The following is a 17908-nucleotide window of genomic DNA, read 5'->3' as shown; positions in this document are numbered from 1 at the left end:
TACGAAAAAAGCGCCCGGCTGGGCGCTGTGACAGATGCATCACCGTTGGGGGAGGGACGCAGCATCTGCCATCACAGCTACGCCGCCCGCCGGGTACCCGGCGGGCGCGCATGATGAACCAAATGGATGGATGCGTGAAGGGCGGGTTTCCGCCATGCCCACCTGCCGTGGTGGCGGGTGGGCGTTCATCGGGCAGACGGGTTGTCGTGCCGGCGCGGCTCAGGTCTCGCGCAGCGCGGTGGTGATCGGCAGGCGTGCCGCACGCAGCGCCGGGAACAGGCCACCCACCAGGCCAATGCCCAGCGCCCACTTCAGGCCGCTCCACAACAGTGGCGGGGAGACCTTGAACTGGAACACCACCTGGCTGAAGTTGCTGCCCAGCGTGGACACGGTGAAGTTGTTGAAGGCCAGCCAGGCGATCACCCCGCCGAGCAGGCCGCCGAGCAGGGCCAGCAGCATGGTTTCCAGCATCACCGCGGTCACCACCGGTACGCCGCGGAAACCGATCGCACGCAGCGTGGCGATCTCCCGTGCGCGCGTGGCCACCGCCGCGTACATGGTGTTGAGCGCGCCAAACACCGCGCCCACCGCCATGATCGCGCCGATCACCGTGCCCAGCACCTTGAGCAGCTTGTTCAGGCCGCCGCCCTGCTTGCGGTAGTACTCGGCGGTGGTTTCCACATCCAGTTTCAGTCGCGGGTCTGCGGCCACCGCGGCCTTGAACGCCTCGAAGCCCTGCTTGCCGTCGGTCCGTATGCTGATCGACTGCCACGCACTGCGGTCGTAGGTACTGGCTAGCGTCTGCGCGTCGGTCCACAACTCGGACTCGTGCGAGTCGCCGGACTCGAAGATGCCCACCACCGTCCATGCCTGGTTGCCGAGCGTGAGCGTCTTGCCCACCTCCAGTCCCTGGAACTGCTTCTGCGCCCCGCGGCCGGCGACGATCTCGCGCAGGCCGGTGCCGAACGCACGGCCCTCGACGATGTGCACCTTGTCGTGCACCGCCCAGGCCTGCTCGCCGACGCCACGGAACTGCGCGTTGACGTCGGTGCCGTCGCTGCGCGAGGTCAGGTTGACCACCTGCGAAAGCTCCGGCGACACCAGCGGACGGCCGTTGTCACCGCGCGCCACGCCGGGCAGGGTTTCCAGCAGCGGCACCTGCTCGCGGGTGATGACCGAGTTGGTCTCGGCCTGCGAGCCGCCACGCAGCACGATGGCGGTGCTGTCATCGCCCGTGCTCTCCAGCGTTGCCTGGAAGCCCTGGCCCATGGCGAGCATCGCCACCAGCACGCCGACCACGCCGGCGATGCCGATCACGATCACCGACGACGCCCCCCAGCGCTGCGGCAGGCTGGCCAACCCGATCCGGGTCGCCGCCAGCGCCAGGCGGCCGCTGCGGGTCAGCACCAGCCACAGGGCGATGACCACCACCAGCACCGCCACGCCCACCCAAGGCAGGGCGATCCAGATGCCCAGGCCGGCGGCCAGCAGCACGATCACCAGCGCATTGGAAAGAAAGTTCTTCATGTCGTTCTCCTCAGCGCCCGGCCAATGCGTCGACGATCTTCAGGCGCTTGGCACGCAGTGCCGGCAACACGCCCACCACCAGCCCGATCACCACGATCAGGACCGCCCCCATCGCCCAGGTCTGCAGTGGAACCTGCGGCGGCAGCATTCCGCGTGCCTGTGTGGCCATGCCTGGCAATACCAGCGCGGCCAGGCCCAGCCCGATGACGCCACCAAGACCGACCAGCAGCACCGCTTCCACCATGACCAGCATCAGCACCGTGCCGTCCTTGAAGCCCAGCGTCTTCAGCACCGCCAGTTCCGGGATGCGCTCGCGCACCGCCTGCGCCATCGTGTTGCCGGTGAGCAGCAGCAGGGTGAAGAACACCGCGCCCATGATCGAGGTGACGATCATGCCGATGTCGGCGAACTGCTTGACGAAAGCCTGCTGGAACGCCGATTCGGACTGGCTCTTGGTTTCGTGGTCGGAGTTGGCCGAGATCGCATCAATGGCCTGCGCGACCCGTGAAGCATGATCCGGGTTGTCCAGCGTCACCGTGTACCAGCTGACCTGGTTCTTGATGTAGTCGTTGGATTCGTCGAAGTACTTCCAGTTCATCATCAACTGGCGTTCCTCGTTGTTGGCTACGGCACGGTCCTTGGAGCGGAACGTCCCCACCATCTGCAGCGGCCAGTCATTGCTGCCGCCACGCGGGAAGATGGTGGCCTGCAACGGGATCGTGTCGCCGATCTTCCAGCCGAACTCCTTGGCCAGCGTTTCACCGACGATGGCGCCGGTGCGGGTAGTGCGGAAGGCTTCCAGCTGTGCCTTGGGGATCTCGAATTCGCTATAGACGTCGAAATAGTTCGGCGCCACCGAGAAGTTGGCGAAGAAGTTCTTCGGATCCTGATAGATGCCGCCGAACCACATGCCGTAGGTGATGTCGCGCACGCCTTCCACCTGACGGATCTGTGATTCCAGGCGGATGGGAAGGGACTGGGTGATCGACAAACGCGAGGAGACAATCAGGCGATTGGCGCCGGCCACGCTGCTGCCGCCGCTGTTGAAGGCCACGCGCACCGAATCCAGCATGCCGAACAGCAGAAAGGCCGTAACGATGGAGAGCAGCGTGAACAACGTGCGTGTGCGGCTGCGGAACAGCTGCGCCCATACCAGTGAAAAATACTTCATGGTCGCGCTCCTCAGTGCACGGGGGCGTCGACCAGCTCGCCCTTGTCCAGATGCACGGTGTGGGTGGCGTACTCGGCGGCCTTGGGGTCGTGGGTGACCATGATGATGGTCTTGCCGTGTTCGCGGTTGAGCAGCTGCAGCAGGCCCAGCACTTCCTCCGCGCTCTGGCGGTCGAGGTCACCGGTGGGCTCGTCGCAGATCAGGAAGGTGGGGTCGGAGACGATGGCGCGGGCGATGGCCACGCGCTGCTGCTGGCCGCCGGACAGTTCGTTGGGGCGGTGGTCGCGGCGTTCGGCCAGGCCGACCAGGGTGAGCGCGATCTGCGCGCGACGCTTGCGGTCGGCAGCGCTGAGGTTGGTCAACAGCAGCGGCAGTTCCACGTTCTTCTGCGCGGTGAGCATGGGCATGAGGTTGTAGAACTGGAACACGAAGCCGACGTGGTGGCTGCGCCAGGTGGACAGTTGTCCGGCGCTGAGCTGGTCGATGCGCTGGTCTTCGATGTTGATCTCGCCGCCGCTGGGGGTGTCCAGGCCGCCGATGAGGTTGAGCAGGGTGGTCTTGCCGGAGCCGGACGGTCCCATCAGGGCGACGAAGTCCCCGCGTTCGATGTCCAGGTCGATGCCGTGCAGGACCTGTACCTTTTCCGGTCCACGCTGGTAGGTCTTGGTGATGTTGCGCAGGGAGACGAGGGTGCTCATGGGTGGTCCTCAGCGATGGAGTGGGCGTCGGCAGCAGTGAAGTGGATGTGGGCAGCAGTGGAGCGGATGTAGGCAGCAGTGGAGTGGGTTGGGTCAGCGGTGGTGATTGGCATCCCCTCTCCCGTCCTGCGGGAGAGGGGCAGGGGTGAGGGCAGCTGTTGCAGTTGTAGTTGCGAGTGCCGTTGCTGTTGCTTCTTCCCCTCCCTTTGCCAAAGGCAAGGGGAGGGCCAGGGAGGGGTGCCGTTGCTTTGGCTTTGGTTGTTGCTGTTGCTGTTGCCGTGCCGGGTTCCCTTCCGCAGCGACGGAGCTGGCAGACAAGACCCCGAATGGGGCGACGCACAGGGATGTGCGTCGTTTTTCGACGGGACAGGGATGTCCCGTCGAAAAATCCTGCCGGCGGAGTGGACCCGCGTCGCGTAGCGGCGTGGGCGCGGAGGCAGGGTGTGCTTTCTTTTGGTTAGCTTTTCTTTGCACAAGCAAAGAAAAGTAACTCGCTCCCCGAAGGGGAGTGAAAGCTCTTGACCTTGCTGTTGCTCTAGGAGCACAAGCAACAGCAACAGCTTTCGTGCCCCTAAAGGGGCGCGAGCCACCTTTCTTTGCTTGTGCAAAGAAACCTGGCGCAAAGAAAACACACCCTGCCTACGCGCCTTCCGCGCTGCGCGCTACAGGTCCACTGCGCTGCCGGGATTTTTCGACGGGACATCCCTGTCCCGTCGAAAAACGACGTGCATCCATGCACGCCGCCCCTGCGGGGTCCTCTCCGTCAGCTCCGTCGCTGCGGAAGGGGCCCGGGTAGGGCAACAGCAACAGCAACAGCAACAGCCAAAGCCAAAGCCAAAGCCGAAGCCGAAGCCAAAGCCAAAGCCAAAGCCAAAGCCAAAGCCAAAGCCAAAGCAACGGCACCCCTCCCTGGCCCTCCCCTACGCTTCGCGCAGGGGAGGGGAAGAAGCACCTGCAACAACAACTGCAGCAACCGAAGCAACTACGCGGTCAACAGCAGCTGGCTTTACCGCGCTTGGTTACTGCCATGTGCTACATGACATCAGCGTCGCGTCGCCTGCTTACTTCTGCGCGCCGTCCAATGCCACCTTGTCGCCATCCTTCAGGGTGTCCGGCGGGTTCACCACCACCGTCTGGCCGGCACTCAGGCCGGCCAACACCTGCTTGTCCTTGTTCAGGGCTTCGCCGACCTGCAGCACCTGCTGCTGCACCTTGTCGTCGGCCTGCAACACGAATGCCACCGGCTTGCCGTCGCGCTGCGTGATGGCCGTGGCCGGCACGCGGACGCCCTTCGGGGCCTGCGCATCGGCCGGCACCGCCTTCTCCAGGAAACTCACCCGCACGCCCATCTCCGGCACGATGCGCGGGTCCTTCACGCCCAGCGCCACGCGCACCTTCACCGTTGCCTTGCCACGGTCGGCGGTCGGGATGATGGCGATGACCTCGCCGGGGATCTTCCAGTCCTGATAGGCGTTGAGCACCGTCTCCACCGGCATCTTCGGCTGCACGCGGCCGATGAAGGCCTCGCCCACCTCGACTTCCACCTCCAGCGAATCCATGTCGACGATGGTGCCGATGCCGGTGCGGGTGAAGCCGCCACCGGCCGACAGCGGCGAGACGATCTCGCCCGGCTGCGCGGCCTTGGCGGTGACCACACCGGTGAATGGCGCACGCACGATGTTGTTGTCCACGCCCAGGTCGGCGATGGCCAATGCATCCACCGCCACCTTGGCGTTGTGCTGGGCGGTCAGCAGCTGCGCGCGCAGGCTGTCGCGGGCGGCGACGGCCTGGTCGTACTGCGAGCGCGACACCAGCTGTTGGCTGACCAGCGCCTGCAGGCGCGTGGCCTCGGCATCGGCCTGGCGCAGCTGCGCCTGCAGGCCGCCGATCTGGCTGCGCGCCGCGTCCAGCTGCGCGGCGTTGAGGCTGCGCTGGGCGTTGGCGTCGATCGGGTCCAGGGTGGCCATCACCTGGCCTTCCTCCACCCGCATGCCTTCCTCGATCATCACCTCGCGCACCTTGCCGGTGATCTTGGCCGAGACGGTGGCCATGCGTCGGGCCACGACGTAGCCGCTGGCATCCAGCACGGCATTGCTGCCGCCGCCCTGGCTCATCGCCACCACCGGCGCGGTCTCCACCGTCGCGGCCGGCTTGCCGCGGGCGAGCATGCCCACGGCCAGTGCCGCCAGCAGCACCAGGACCAGCCCGATCACTACCCACAGCCAGCGGCGGGACGGGGAAGGGCCGCGCGGCGGCGGGGCGGCCGAGCGGTCGATGCGGAGTTCTTTCAGCAGTTCAGCGGAGGCATTCATGTAGGAAAGGACGGCGCGTGGCGGGAAATGTGACCGAAGGTACCCCAAACCACCACGACCGGTGCGTCGTGGCATGTGGTCGATTCTAGACAGGCGCCGGGGGCCGCGCAGGTGACGGGTGTCACCCGCTTTGCCTGACCGGCGTGACTGCTGCCAGGCCGATGCCGCGCCTAACGTGGCGCCATTCCCACCAGGAGCGGATCGCGATGACGCAGGGCAACGAGGTACTGGCCAGTCTGCGTGGCGTGTACAAGCGCTACGGCACGTTGGCGGCGTTGGAGGGCGTGGACCTGGACCTGCATGCCAGGCAGGTGCTGGCCCTGCTCGGGCCCAATGGCGCCGGCAAGACCACCACCATCGGCCTGTTGCTGGGCCTGCTGCGGGCCGATGCCGGCCAGGTCACCCTGTTCGGGGAGCACCCGCAGCAGCTGTCGGCGCGTCGCCGCATCGGCGTGATGCTGCAGGACGCGGCGCTGCCGGAAACGCTCACCGTGCAGGAACTGCTGCGGCTGTCAGCCAGCTACTACCCGGCACCACGGCCACTGGCCGACAGTGCCGCGTTGGCCGGCATCGAAGACCTGTTGCGCCGTCCTTACGGCAAGCTCTCCGGCGGCCAGCAACGGCGGGTGCAGTTCGCGTTGGCCATCTGCGGCCGGCCGCGCCTGCTGTTCCTGGACGAACCCACCGTCGGCCTGGACGTGCCGGCGCGCCAGCAGCTGTGGGACACGGTGCGCACGCTGGTGGGCGAGGGCACCGCCGTGGTGCTCACCACGCACTACCTGGAAGAGGCCGAGCGGCTGGCCGACCGCATCTGCGTGATGCTGCGCGGCCGGGTGGTCAGCGATGGCAGCGTGGATGCGCTGCGCGCCCGCGTGCTGGTCCGCGCGGTGCGGTGCCAGTCACGGCTGGACGTCGCCCAGGTCGGTCGCTGGCCGGGCGTGCGCCAGGCGCAGCGTGACGGGGAGCGCCTGCACCTGGCCTGCGACCGGGTGGAGGCGGTGGTGCGACGGCTGCTGGCCGCCGACCCGGACCTGTCCGCGCTGGAGGTCAAGCCAGCCGGCCTGGAAGAAGCCTTCCGCGATCTCACCGATCCCCAACCGCAGGCCGCCTGATGAACACCACTTCCTCCGCGTTCCTGGCCGGCGCCCGCATGTCCGGCCGCCGCGTGCTCGGCGCCTACCTGCAGGAGGCACGGGCCGAATGCCTGCGCTACCTGCGCAGCCCCGGCTTCGTGCTGCCGACGATGCTGTTCCCGGCCACCTTCTACCTGATGTTCGCCGTGGTGCTGGGCCTGGGCCAGGGTGCCGATGGGCCGCGCTTCCTGCTCGGCACCTATGCCACCTTCGGGGTGATGGCGCCGGGGCTGTTCGGCTTCGGGGTGTCGCTGGCGCTGGAGCGCGGCAATGGGCTGCTCACGCTCAAGCGTGCGCTGCCGATGCCGCCGGCGGCGTATCTGCTCGGCAAGATGACCATGGCCATGCTGATGGCGCTGGCGATCGTGGTGCTGCTGCAGGTGCTGGCGGTGCTGGTCGCCGGCGTGTCACTGGCGCCGGTGCAGATGCTGCGCCTGACGCTGAGCTGCGTGCTCGGCGCGTTGCCGTTCTGCGCGCTGGGCCTGCTGATGGGCACGTGGGTGAAGGGGGATGCCGCACCGGCGCTGGTCAACCTGCTGTACCTGCCGATGGCGTTGCTGTCGGGGCTGTGGTTCCCGTTGTCGATGCTGCCGCCGGTCCTGCGCAGCCTCGCCCCGGTCTGGCCCAGCCACCACCTGAACATGCTGGCCCAGTCGGCCATCGGCTTCGATACGGGCAGCGCATGGCCGCATGCGGCGTGGCTGGGCCTGTTCACCGTGGTGGTGGCCACCCTGGCCGCCTGGCGCCTGCGCCGTTATGGCTGATGGCATCATGGGCCGCACTGCAACCGGAGTCACCCGCTGATGTCCCGCACCCTGCCCGCCTGGCTCAGACCGGCACCGGATTCGGTGGTGGCCGACAACATCAAGATCGGCCGGTGGCCATGGCTGGATGCGATCCACCTGCTGTGGACGGTGTGGGTTTTCATCACGCCGTTGTTCGCCGGCGGCTACACGTGGCGCTGGGCAGGGATCACGTTGGCGTCCTACCCGGTGTTCGTGCTGCTGTACGTGATGACCCTGTTGTCCTCGCGCCGTTACGTGGCGATCTTCGCCATCGGCATGGTGGTGCTGGGGATCTCGCTGCTGGGCGTGTATCCCTCGGCCATCAGCTACTTCGTGTTCGGTTGCGTGGGGTTGCGCATCAACCGCTGCATCTCCACCACGCGCTACCTGGTCGAGCTGTTGGCGTTGAACGCGGTGTTCGTGGCGCAGACCTCGTGGATCGGCTACCCATGGCAGGCGATCGCGTGGGTGCCGGTGTTGTCGATCATCATCGGCCTGATCGTCAGCGGTGAGCGTTCCGGCCAGGAGAAGGATGCGGCGCTGCGGTTGTCGCACGAGGAAGTACGGCGCCTGGCGGCCACCGCCGAACGCGAGCGCATCGGCCGCGACCTGCACGACCTGCTGGGGCACACCCTGTCGCTGATCACCCTGAAGCTGGAGCTGTCGCGCAAGCTGTTCGACCGTGATGCGGAGCGCTCGCGCATCGAGCTGGCCGAAGCCGAGCAGATCGCCCGCGACGCGCTGGCGCAGGTGCGCAGCGCGGTGACCGGTTTCCGCGCCGCCGACCTGGCCGCCGAGCTGGCATCGGCGCACCTGCTGCTGGAATCCTCGCGGGTACACCTGCGTTACAGCCCGCCGCCGGCGATGCCGGCATGGATCGAATCCGGGCTGGCGATGATCCTGCGCGAAGCGGTCACCAACATCGCGCGCCATGCCCAGGCAAACGAGGCCATGATCGCGGTGCGCAGCGAGGGCAATGCGGTGGTGCTGGAAGTGGTGGACGACGGGCGCGGCGGCGTCTCGGCCAACGGCAACGGGCTCGCCGGCATGCGCGAGCGGGTGGAGGCCATGGGCGGCACGCTGGCGATCGATTCGCCACGCTCGCACGGCACGCGGCTGGAGGTGCGTATCCCCGTCAACGGCGTGACCACGGCCTCCATCGACCATGCGGCGCTTGCCATGCGGCACGACAACCCCCTGCCCGATGGAGCGCGCGCATGATCCGCATCCTGTTGGCCGAGGACCAGGCGATGGTGCGCGGTGCGTTGTCCGCGCTGCTCAACCTGGAAGCCGACCTGGAAGTGGTCGGTGCCGCCGCCGATGGCGAAGTGGCCTGGCGCGAACTGCAGCGGCTTGCCCCCGACGTGCTCGTCACCGACATCGAGATGCCCAACCTCACCGGGCTGGAACTGGCCCAGCGCGTGCAGCGCCACCAGCTGCCGGTGAAAGTGGTGATCGTCACCACCTTCGCGCGCAGTGGTTTCCTGCGGCGCGCGCTGGATGCCGGGGTGCAGGGCTACCTGCTGAAGGATTCGCCGGCCGAAAAGCTGGCCGAGGCCTTGCGGCAGGTGCAGCGCGGTGGCCGCGCGATCGATCCGCAGCTGGCGATGGAAGCGTGGTCCGAGGCGGACCCGCTCAATGACCGCGAACGCCAGGTGCTGCGGTTGGCCGGCGAAGGCCGTTCGGCCAACGAGATCGCCGAGCAGCTCGGCCTGTCACACGGCACCGTGCGCAACTACCTGTCCGAATGCATCGGCAAGCTGGGCGTGGCCAACCGCATCGAGGCCCATCGCCTGGCCCGCCAGAAAGGCTGGCTATAACCGCAGGAGCGGCCTCGGCCGCGAAGCCGGGAATGCCCGCGTCATCCGACGACACTGGCTTCGCGGCCAAGGCCGCTCCCACGAGATTCAATGCGGCTTGCCGCGCGCCATCGCCTGGAACACGCCGTCGCGGCGCACCCACAGGTGGAACAGCGCCGCCGACAGATGCCCGAGCACGGTGGCGAACAACACGTAGGCCAGCAGGCTGTGCGCGTTGCGCAACGCGGCGTACAGGGCCGGATCGTGCGGGGCGATCGGTGGCAGGTTCAGGCCCGACCACATCACGACCGGGTAACCGCCCGCCGACAGCATTGACCAGCCGATCAACGGCATCGCCAGCATCAACCCGTACAACAGCCAATGCGAAGCATGTGCGGCGGCGGCCTGCCACGCCGGCAGGTCGGCCGGCAGCGGTGGCGGCCGGTGGCGCAGGCGGTTGTACAGGCGCACCAGTGCCAGCAGCAGGATCGCGATGCCAAACGGACGGTGCAGGTCGATCAGCGCCGGGCGCCAGTGCAGCGAGGCGACCATGCTCACGCCGACGAACAGCATGGTCAGGATCATCGCCGCCATCAGCCAGTGCAGAACGCGGGCAGTGAGGTTGAAGTGGCCTGCGTCGCGGCTCATCGTGCACCTTCCTTGCCGGTGGCGTCGGTTGCCTTGCCGCCGGCGATCTCGCGCTCGCGGCGGTTGAATGACTGCGAATACACCGCTGAGCGCGCGGCCAGGATCGGGTCATCGGAACCCTTGATGCCACGCGGCAGGATCAACGGGTCGTAGTTGAGGTCGCGGCAGGCGCCGTCGGCCTGCGCCTGCATCGAGGTCAGGCTGAGCGTGCCGACCTTGACCTGGCGGCGCTGCCCGGGCCACACCTGCGAGGGATCATCGACCGGGTCGCCGGCCTCGGCCAGGGTCACCCACATGTCCCAGCGCACCGGGCCCAGCGCCAGCCGTTGCTGGAATTCGTCGGCCAGGTAATCCAGCCCGGCCTGCGCGCGTTGTTCCGGCGTCATCTCCACGAACGGTGCCTGTGGGCGCATGCTCCAGCGCACGAAGTGCTCGCTGCCGTCGGCGGCGATGAAGCGGAAGCTGTTGACCCCGTTGTAGTCGGTGTTGGCCCAGCTGTTGGACCACGGCGCGGTCCTGGCCCACTGCCCGAACGCACGTGCCGACGGATACCTCGCCTGCATCGCGGCCATTTTCGCCGGGTCCGGTTTGCCGGTGGCGGGATCGGGGATGCCGGCACGGGTCTGTTCGAGGAAGGCCTCGGGCGTGGGCACGGCGAAGAACGGGAAGCTGTTCATCGCGGTGCGCCATTCCTGCCCGTCATCGCTGATGAGCTGCAGCGCCATGCTGCGTACGCGCGCGTTGGCATCGGCACCGTGCGGATCGCCACCACCGATCGACAGGCGGCCCAGCACCGGCACCTGCGGTTGCGCGAACACGCGGGCCGAACTCAGTGCCGCGCCTTCCGGCGTGCCCTGGAAGGTGCCTTGCACGCACATGCCCTTGGCATGCGCACGGCGGAAGCCGGGATGCGCCGGCCCGGTGGCTTCGATGCTGTCGGTGAAGGCCTGGGCGGTGGCGCGGTCGCGGCCGATCCAGCCGGCCAGCCAGGCGAAAGCCAGTGCCAGCACGCCGGCGATCAACGCGATCAGCGCGATCCATGGCAGCGGCGAACGGGCGGCGCGGGTATTGCCGAAAAGCGACATGACGGGGTTCCTGCCTTCACGATGCGTGTGGGTGGGCGACGCAGGGATGCTGTCAGAAAATCCGTCGGGCGAATATTCACTTTTTCGCCAACATTTGCCGAAACGACGGATCCCCGCCGAGGCGGGGATCCGTGGGCTCAACCGAAGGCCGGGTGATGCCCGGCTCCAGCTCAGGCGTAGCGCGCCTTCAGCATCGCCCAGGCCGAGCGCAGGGCCAGGGCTTCGCCGCCGGCCGGACGGCCCGGGCGTTCGCCGTCGTTCCAGGCGTACACGTCCAGGTGCGCCCACACCTGGACGTCATTGATGAAGCGCTCCAGGTACAACGCGGCGGTGACCGAGCCGGCCATGCGTGAGCCGGAATTGGCCAGGTCGGCGATGCCGCTGTTGAGGTAGCGCAGGTACGGGCGCCACAGCGGCATGCGCCACAGCGGGTCGCGGGTGGCGTCGCCGGCCTGCAGCCACTGGTTGGCCAGCGTGTCGTTGTTGGAGAACAGCGCCGGCAGGTCCGGGCCCAGCGCGATGCGGGCCGCACCGGTGAGCGTGGCGAAATCGATGATCGCCTCCGGCTGCTGCTCGCTGGCGTAGGTCAGCGCGTCGCACAGGATCAGGCGGCCTTCGGCGTCGGTGTTGTCGATCTCCACGGTGATGCCCTTGCGCGTGGTGATCACCTCGCCCGGACGGAAGGCATCCGGGCCCACCGCGTTCTCCACCGCCGGCACCACCAGCGTCAGCCGCACCGGCAGCTGCTGTGCCATCACCAGCCCGGCCAGCGCCAGTGCGTGCGCGGCGCCGCCCATGTCCTTCTTCATGTTGCGCATGCCGTCGGCCGGCTTCAGGTCCAGCCCGCCGGTGTCGAAGCACACGCCCTTGCCGACCAGCGCCAGGTGCGGCGCATCGTCCTTGCCCCAGCGCAGCACGATCAGGCGCGGCGCCCGGTGCGAGGCGCGGCCGACGGCGTGGATGGTCGGGAAGTTCATTTCCAGCAATTCGTCGCCGGCGATCACTTCCAGCGCGCCGCCGTGGGCGTCGGCCAGTTCGCGCGCGGCGTCTTCCAGCTGCTGCGGGCCCATGTCCTCGGTGGGCGTGTTGACCCAGTCACGCACGCGCAGGCAGGCGGTGACCACGTCCAGCACTTCCTGCGCGGGGCTGGCGACCAGCTGTGCCGGCGCGCGCGCCGGCTTGCGGTAGCGTGCGAAGCGGTAGCTGCCCAGGCCCCAGCCGAGCTGCAGGGTGGTGATGCTGGCCGCATCCAGTTCATTGGCCAGCTGCCAGGTGGTGCCGGCCGGCAGCGCGAATGGGCCATGCGCGTAGGCATAGGCATCGGCGCGGTCGCCCACGCCCAGCACCGCGCCGGCGATGCCGTTGCTGCCCGGCAACAGGGCCACGCTGTTGGCCGCGGCGTTGAACTGCTGGCTGGCCAGCCAGGCCTGCACGGCGGGCGGCTGGGTGGCCGCCCACGCGGCGAAGCCGTCGCGGTCGAGCACGTACAGCGGCAGGGCGTTGGCGGTGTCGGTAGTGAAGCCGTTGATCGGGGTCATGTCTGTCTCGTATCGGATGGCGGCCGTCGGCTCAGCGCGGCGTGGATGCGTTGGCATCCAGCCAGTCGGCCAGTCCGGTCAGGGTGTCGAACTGCAGGTCCGGCTGCAGTTCCTGATGGGTCCATGCATGTGCTTCGCGGTTGATCCAGCAGCCGCGCAGGCCCGCGCGCATCGCGCCGGCCACGTCCATCTCGGCGTGGTCGCCCACGTGCAGCACCTGCGCATGCGCCACGCCCAGCCTCTGGCAGGCCGCGTGGAAGATGCCCGGGTCCGGCTTGGCCGCGCCGAACTCGCGCGAGCCCAGCTGGAAGGCGAACAGCTCGCCGATGCCGATGCGCTGCAGGTCGGCGTTGCCGTTGCTGACCGCCGCCACCGGCACGCGCGCGGCGATGCGACGCAGCGCCTCCAGCGCGTCGGGGTAGAAGGTCACCTGGTTGCGCGCCGCGTAGAACGCCTCGTAGGCCGGCTCCAGCAGCGCCGGGCTGGCACCGCTGTTCTCCAGTGCTTCGGCCAGGGTCAGCCGCCGCAGGGCGCTCAGGTCGTAGTGCAGGTGCGGGTTGTCGCGGAACGAGCGCTCGCGCAGTTCGCGCATGGCCGCCACCGGATACATCGCTGCGGTGGCGGGGCTGTGCTCGAGCATCCAGTCGTGCAGCACCTGGTCGATGCGCGCGCCGATGGGCGCGAAGGGCCAGAGTGTGTCGTCCAGGTCGAGGGTGATGGCTAGGACAGGAAAGTTCACCGCGCCATTTTACGGCAAGCCTGCCGCGCTGGCCCTCACGGCTTCAGGCTATTCGAGCAGCCGGGCCCAGCCCTGCATGCCGTCCACGCGGCTGAGCACCAGCTTCACGCAGACCAGCAGCGGCACGGCCAGCAGCAGGCCGACGATGCCCCACAGCCAGCCGAACAGCATCAGCGCCAGGATCAGCATCAACGGCGAGATCGCCATGCTGCGGCCCAGCACGATGGGCGTGACCAGCTGCCCCTCCAGCGTGTGCAGGGCCAGGTAGCTCAGCGCCGGCAGGCAGGCGGTGAGCGGGTCGTCGAACATCACGAAGCCCACCAACAGCATCAGCGCGATGCCGATCAGCGGGCCCACGTAGGGGGCGAAGTTGAGCAGCGCCGCCACCGTGCCCCACAGCAGTGCCTCGGACAGCCCGATGCCCAGCAGCATCAGCACGCCGGACAGCACCAGCCCCAGGGCGATGTTGATGACGGTGATGGTCAGCACGTAGCGCGAGATCTCCCGCTCCATCGACCGCAGGATGTCGGCGGTGAAGCGCTTCTGTTGGCGGTTAGGCAGCAGGTCGATCACGTGCCGCTGCAGGCTCTGCCCGTAGATCATGAAGAACAGCGTCAGCAGCACCACCGCCAGCGCCGAGGCGGCCAGCTTGGGGGTGCGCACCAGCGCCTTGTACGGGTCATCGAGCTGGGTGCGGACCACCTGCACCTTGCGGTTGCCTTCGCCGCCGGCGGCACGGGCAAAGCTCTCGGCGGCCTGGTTGGCCTGCTGCACCGGCTTGACCAGCGCCTGTACCTGGCGCGAGATCTGCCGCATCTGCTGCGGGGCCTGCTGTACCCACTCGGTGGCCGGCCCGGCCAGCTGCACCGCCAGCGCCACGCTGCCGGCCAGGCCGAGCAGCAACACCAGCAGCGCGGCCAGGAAACGTGGCAGGCGCAGCTTCTGCAGCAGGCGGATGATGGGGTTGCCGACCAGCGCCAGGAACGCGGCCAGCAGCACCGGCAGGATCACCGTCTGTGCCGCCCACAGCGTGTAGCCGACGGCCAGCGTGGCCAGTACCACCAGGGCGGTGGAGGCACGCGGACGTGGCGGCAGCGGCGCGGGTGCCGCCGGTTGCGGTGACGGCTCGGACAAGGGCTCGGACATGCAGGCGACGCTCCGGCAGACGGAAGGGCGCGGCGTGAGGCCGGGCCCGGGTCAGGATTCTGACAGTTCCGTCGCGGCTTCGGCGGGCCCGGGTTGGGCCGCGTTGCGCGGGCGGGCCGGTGCCGGCTCGGCGCCCGCCGGTCCGGCGGTTTCGTCGGCGGCATCGGACGCCTGCGCGGCGGCCATGCCTGCCGCCGCCGCGGCGAAGGAGGCCACCGATGCCTGCGCCGAAGCGACCAGCCCGGAGACCGAGCCGATCATCTGCAGCCAGCGGGCACCGCTGAACGCACCGCCGGGTTCCAGCTTGCCGGCCAGGAAGCCGCCGGCCAGGCCGACCACGACGATGCGGCCCGGCGTCCACGCGCTGCGCCAGGCCTGGTTGAGTGCATCCCAGCGCTGCGTGGTCTCCTCGCCACGGACCTGCACCACGGCTTCGGCGCGGCGCACGCGACGCTGCAGGGCTTCGAACTTCATGGCGTGTTCTCCCCCGGTACCCTCACGTCGGCATCCGGATCCTCGTCGCTGGGCTCGTCGAACAGGCCCATGCGCGAAAGCTGGCGGCGGGTGGCGTGCATGCCGGTGTGGTGGAAGAAGTAGGACACCCGCCAGATGGCGTAGCCGGTGACGAGGAGGCTGGCCAGGGTGGGTATCAGCAGCGAGACGAACAGCGACAGCCCCAGGTACTGCAGCAAGGCCACCAGCGTGGCCGCCAGCAGCAGCCACGCCGAGGCGCCGAAAACGATCGCCACGCCGCTCCAGGCCAGCGCCCGGCCGAACGCGCTGCGGGCCAATGCCAGGTCGGCCGAGGCCAACCGTCGCAGTGAGCGCAGCGTGTCCGACGCCGAATCCAGCGTCTGCCGGCCGGCGGCGCCGACCTGGCGGATGCTTTCTTCCAGCCCCGGCTTGGGATCCGGGGTGGGCTGTTCTTCCGGTGGCGGTGTTGCGGTTTCGCTCACGCCGGTCAGTCGTTGCTGCGGGCGAGCTTGGCGATGATCCAGCCGGCGGCGAAGGCCACGCCGAAGGAGGCCAGCGGACGCTCGCGGATCAGGTCAGCGGCGCTGTCGATCAGGTCCTTGCCCTTGTCCATCAGTGCATCGACCTGTTCCTTGGCGGCGGCACCGCCCAGTTCGGCGGCGGCCAGGCCGGACAGCGCGCTGTCGGACAGCTCGGCCTTCATGTTGGCCTTGCCAAGGCGCAGTTCGTCGGCGGCGGCACCGGTGGCGCCCTTGACGGCCGAACCGGCGGCGGCGGCGGCGGACTTCAGGTGTGCGCCAGCCTCGCCCAGGTGTTCCTTCATGTTCTCGGTATTGGTGGGGCTCATCGTGATCTCCTGGTTTCAGCGGGTGCGCCGGCGTGCGGCGCGCGGGTTGCAGCAGATAGCAACAAATAACAGTACTGCGGTGTAAGGAACGTTACGCCGGGCCAAACCGGCCTCACGTCGGCATCATCGCATCAACAACTGGCCGCCCCCGTTGCCGCGGCGCACGCTCAGCACCAGCTGCTGCGGGCGCGGGCTGAAGCTGGCGCGCCAGCTGGCCAGGTCGGTGAATTCGCCGCTGCTGGCGGCCACGATCACATCGCCGCTGGCCAGCCCGGACTGCGCCGCGCGGCTGCCGCGCGCCACGTCACTGACCAGCACGCCGTTGAGGCCGGACTGGCGCAGCGACTCGGGCAGGTCGGCGAAGGTGGCGCCGGACAGGCGCGGGTCGAGCATGTCGCCGGTGAGCGCGCGCGGTTGTTCCTTCAGCGTGGCCTTGAGCTGCAGCGGCTTGCCGTCGCGGCGGATGTCCAGGTCCACGGTGCGGCCGACCGTGGAGAGGCCTTCGAAGTTGTGCAGCGCCTGCGCGTTGTCCACGCGCTGGCCGTTGATCGACAGCACCACGTCGCCGGCCTTGAGCCCGGCCGTGGCCGCGCCGGAACCGGCCAGCACGCGCGTGACCAGCGCACCGCGGGCTTCGGCCAGGCCCAGGCCCTGGGCGATCTGCGGGGTCAGGTTCTGGGTTTCCACGCCCAGCGTGCCGCGCACCACCACGCCCTTGGTGACCAGCTGCTCGACCACGTCGCGCGCCAGGTTGGATGGAATGGCCAGGCCCAGGCCGATGTTGCCGGCCATGCTGCCCTGCGGGTTGAAGCTGGCGGTGTTGATGCCGACCAGCTGGCCGGCCAGGTTGACCAGCGCGCCGCCGGAGTTGCCCGGGTTGATCGAGGCGTCGGTCTGGATGAAGTTCTGGTAGCCCAGCCCGCGGATGCCGCTGCGGCCCACCGCCGAGACGATGCCCGAGGTGACGGTCTGGCTGAAGCCGAACGGGTTGCCGATGGCGACCACGAAGTCACCCACGCGCAGCTGGTCGCTGTTGCCCAGCGGCAGCGCGGTGAGCTTCTCGGCCGGGATGCGGATCAGCGCGATGTCGGTGTCCGGGTCCGAGCCGATGAACTCGGCCTGCACGGTGCGGCCGTCGGCCAGGGTCACGCGCACGTCGTCGGCGTTGTCGATGACGTGGTGGTTGGTCAGCACCAGGCCCTTGGCCGCGTCGATGATCACGCCCGAGCCCAGCGACTCGTTGATGCGCTCCTGCGGCACCTGCGGGAACAGGCGGCGGAAGAACGGGTCGTCGAAGAACGGGTTGCGCACCCGCACCACCTGCTTGGTGTTGACGCTGACCACCGCCGGCATGGCCTGTTCCAGCATGGGCGCCAGCGACGGCACCGGCTGGCCGGCGACCGAGGCCGGCAGGGCGGCGGTGGCGGGTACCACGCTGGCGACGGGGGTGGCCGCGTCGGCGCGGTTGTCCAGGTGGGCGTTGATGGCGGTGGCGGTGAAGCCGCCGAAGGCGGCGGCCAGGGCCAGGGTCAGCAGGGTCGGGATCGGACGCATAAGCCGGGGGGTTCCATGCAGGGGCGCCGGAGGGCGGCCCGGGGTGGGACGGATTGCTGAACAGGAGTGTGGCCGCAGGCGCCTAAATCAACAATGAAATTTTCTGCATCGCCGCAATCGCAGGGCCGGTGCGGGCTGCACGGATTGCAATAGTCCAGATGCATATTTTTCGTTTGACAACACCCCGGCGGTGGGTAAGCTTGGTCGGGCCATCAGCCACTAGATGTTGGGTTGGTGTGAAAAACGTCCCCAAGCAGTAGGGTTGGTGCTCGGGGTGCAAGCACCCCAACGGAAGGCGTGCAATGACCGCGACAGTGATGCAGAACACCGGCAGTCCCCGGCTCGATCCCATCCCGCCAGCAGGCGCGTAAGCACGCGCCTGCGCGTCGTCGTCGTTGCAGCCCGGCCCGCCGGGGTAAAGAACAAACGCACCGCAAGGTGCCCCAGGAGAG

The 17908-nt window shown here is 68.6% G+C and carries 17 protein-coding genes; 4 read left to right on the top strand and 13 right to left on the bottom strand.

What is annotated here, in order from left to right; translation table 11 throughout:
* Positions 1-219 precede the first annotated feature (219 nt).
* The 4 genes from AC06FE_RS05970 to AC06FE_RS05955 all read right to left on the bottom strand — a co-directional run bounded on the left by AC06FE_RS05970 (position 220) and on the right by AC06FE_RS05955 (position 5708).
* Positions 220-1527, bottom strand: coding sequence for an ABC transporter permease (locus AC06FE_RS05970; protein ID WP_192286912.1), 1308 nt, complete (start codon positions 1525-1527; stop codon positions 220-222).
* A 10-nt stretch (positions 1528-1537) separates the two neighbouring features.
* Positions 1538-2698 (bottom strand): ABC transporter permease, encoded by a 1161-nt coding sequence (locus tag AC06FE_RS05965; protein WP_446540778.1) that lies wholly within the window; start codon positions 2696-2698, stop codon positions 1538-1540.
* Between the two features lie 11 nt (positions 2699-2709).
* Complete coding sequence (locus AC06FE_RS05960; RefSeq protein ID WP_132862488.1) at positions 2710-3396, bottom strand: ABC transporter ATP-binding protein; 687 nt, start codon at positions 3394-3396, stop codon at positions 2710-2712.
* Positions 3397-4457: 1061 nt separating this feature from the next.
* Entirely contained in the window at positions 4458-5708 is a 1251-nt protein-coding gene (locus AC06FE_RS05955) for an efflux RND transporter periplasmic adaptor subunit (protein WP_478072505.1), read from the bottom strand.
* A gap of 206 nt (positions 5709-5914) precedes the next feature.
* On the opposite strand from AC06FE_RS05955, the gene AC06FE_RS05950 reads away from it, so the two are divergent.
* From AC06FE_RS05950 to AC06FE_RS05935, 4 genes are read left to right on the top strand one after another with little or no spacing between them, the layout of a single operon-like run.
* Positions 5915-6820 (top strand): ABC transporter ATP-binding protein, encoded by a 906-nt coding sequence (locus AC06FE_RS05950; RefSeq protein WP_478072504.1) that lies wholly within the window; start codon positions 5915-5917, stop codon positions 6818-6820.
* Positions 6820-7605, top strand: a complete 786-nt coding sequence (locus AC06FE_RS05945; protein WP_478072503.1) for an ABC transporter permease — start codon at positions 6820-6822, stop codon at positions 7603-7605. Before AC06FE_RS05950 ends, AC06FE_RS05945 begins: the two co-directional genes overlap by 1 nt.
* 39 nt (positions 7606-7644) lie before the next feature.
* Complete coding sequence (locus tag AC06FE_RS05940; protein WP_478072502.1) at positions 7645-8847, top strand: sensor histidine kinase; 1203 nt, start codon at positions 7645-7647, stop codon at positions 8845-8847.
* A complete protein-coding gene (locus AC06FE_RS05935; RefSeq protein WP_192286907.1) occupies positions 8844-9446 on the top strand; it encodes a response regulator transcription factor in 603 nt (200 codons plus the stop codon). The genes AC06FE_RS05940 and AC06FE_RS05935 overlap by 4 nt, the downstream gene beginning before the upstream one ends.
* Positions 9447-9533: 87 nt before the next feature.
* Here the strand turns inward: AC06FE_RS05935 and AC06FE_RS05930 are convergent, their stop codons facing one another.
* The 9 genes from AC06FE_RS05930 to AC06FE_RS05890 form a co-directional block, all read right to left on the bottom strand.
* Positions 9534-10073 (bottom strand): cytochrome b, encoded by a 540-nt coding sequence (locus tag AC06FE_RS05930; RefSeq protein WP_478072501.1) that lies wholly within the window; start codon positions 10071-10073, stop codon positions 9534-9536.
* Entirely contained in the window at positions 10070-11158 is a 1089-nt protein-coding gene (locus AC06FE_RS05925) for a catalase family peroxidase (RefSeq protein WP_478072500.1), read from the bottom strand. Before AC06FE_RS05925 ends, AC06FE_RS05930 begins: the two co-directional genes overlap by 4 nt.
* Positions 11159-11328: 170 nt before the next feature.
* Entirely contained in the window at positions 11329-12696 is a 1368-nt protein-coding gene (locus AC06FE_RS05920) for a leucyl aminopeptidase family protein (protein WP_478072499.1), read from the bottom strand.
* A gap of 31 nt (positions 12697-12727) precedes the next feature.
* Positions 12728-13435 (bottom strand): HAD family hydrolase, encoded by a 708-nt coding sequence (locus AC06FE_RS05915; protein ID WP_192286903.1) that lies wholly within the window; start codon positions 13433-13435, stop codon positions 12728-12730.
* A 48-nt stretch (positions 13436-13483) separates the two neighbouring features.
* Positions 13484-14581, bottom strand: a complete 1098-nt coding sequence (locus AC06FE_RS05910) for an AI-2E family transporter (protein WP_323439017.1) — start codon at positions 14579-14581, stop codon at positions 13484-13486.
* A gap of 51 nt (positions 14582-14632) precedes the next feature.
* A complete protein-coding gene (locus AC06FE_RS05905) occupies positions 14633-15055 on the bottom strand; it encodes a protein sip-5 (RefSeq protein WP_478072498.1) in 423 nt (140 codons plus the stop codon).
* Positions 15052-15537 carry a phage holin family protein gene (locus AC06FE_RS05900; RefSeq protein WP_478072497.1) on the bottom strand — a complete coding sequence of 162 codons (486 nt, stop codon included), beginning with the start codon at positions 15535-15537 and terminating at the stop codon, positions 15052-15054. The genes AC06FE_RS05905 and AC06FE_RS05900 overlap by 4 nt, the downstream gene beginning before the upstream one ends.
* A gap of 5 nt (positions 15538-15542) precedes the next feature.
* Positions 15543-15902, bottom strand: coding sequence for a hypothetical protein (locus AC06FE_RS05895; RefSeq protein WP_132863182.1), 360 nt, complete (start codon positions 15900-15902; stop codon positions 15543-15545).
* Positions 15903-16025: 123 nt separating this feature from the next.
* Positions 16026-17456: a Do family serine endopeptidase gene (locus AC06FE_RS05890; protein WP_478072496.1), complete on the bottom strand. Its 1431-nt coding sequence runs from the start codon at positions 17454-17456 to the stop codon at positions 16026-16028.
* Positions 17457-17908 lie beyond the last annotated feature (452 nt).

The sequence above is a fragment of the Stenotrophomonas sp. Steno-C18 genome (assembly GCF_056393195.1).
The sequence above is the reverse complement of the archived record's forward strand: the minus strand, read 5'-3'. Positions and strand labels throughout refer to the sequence as shown.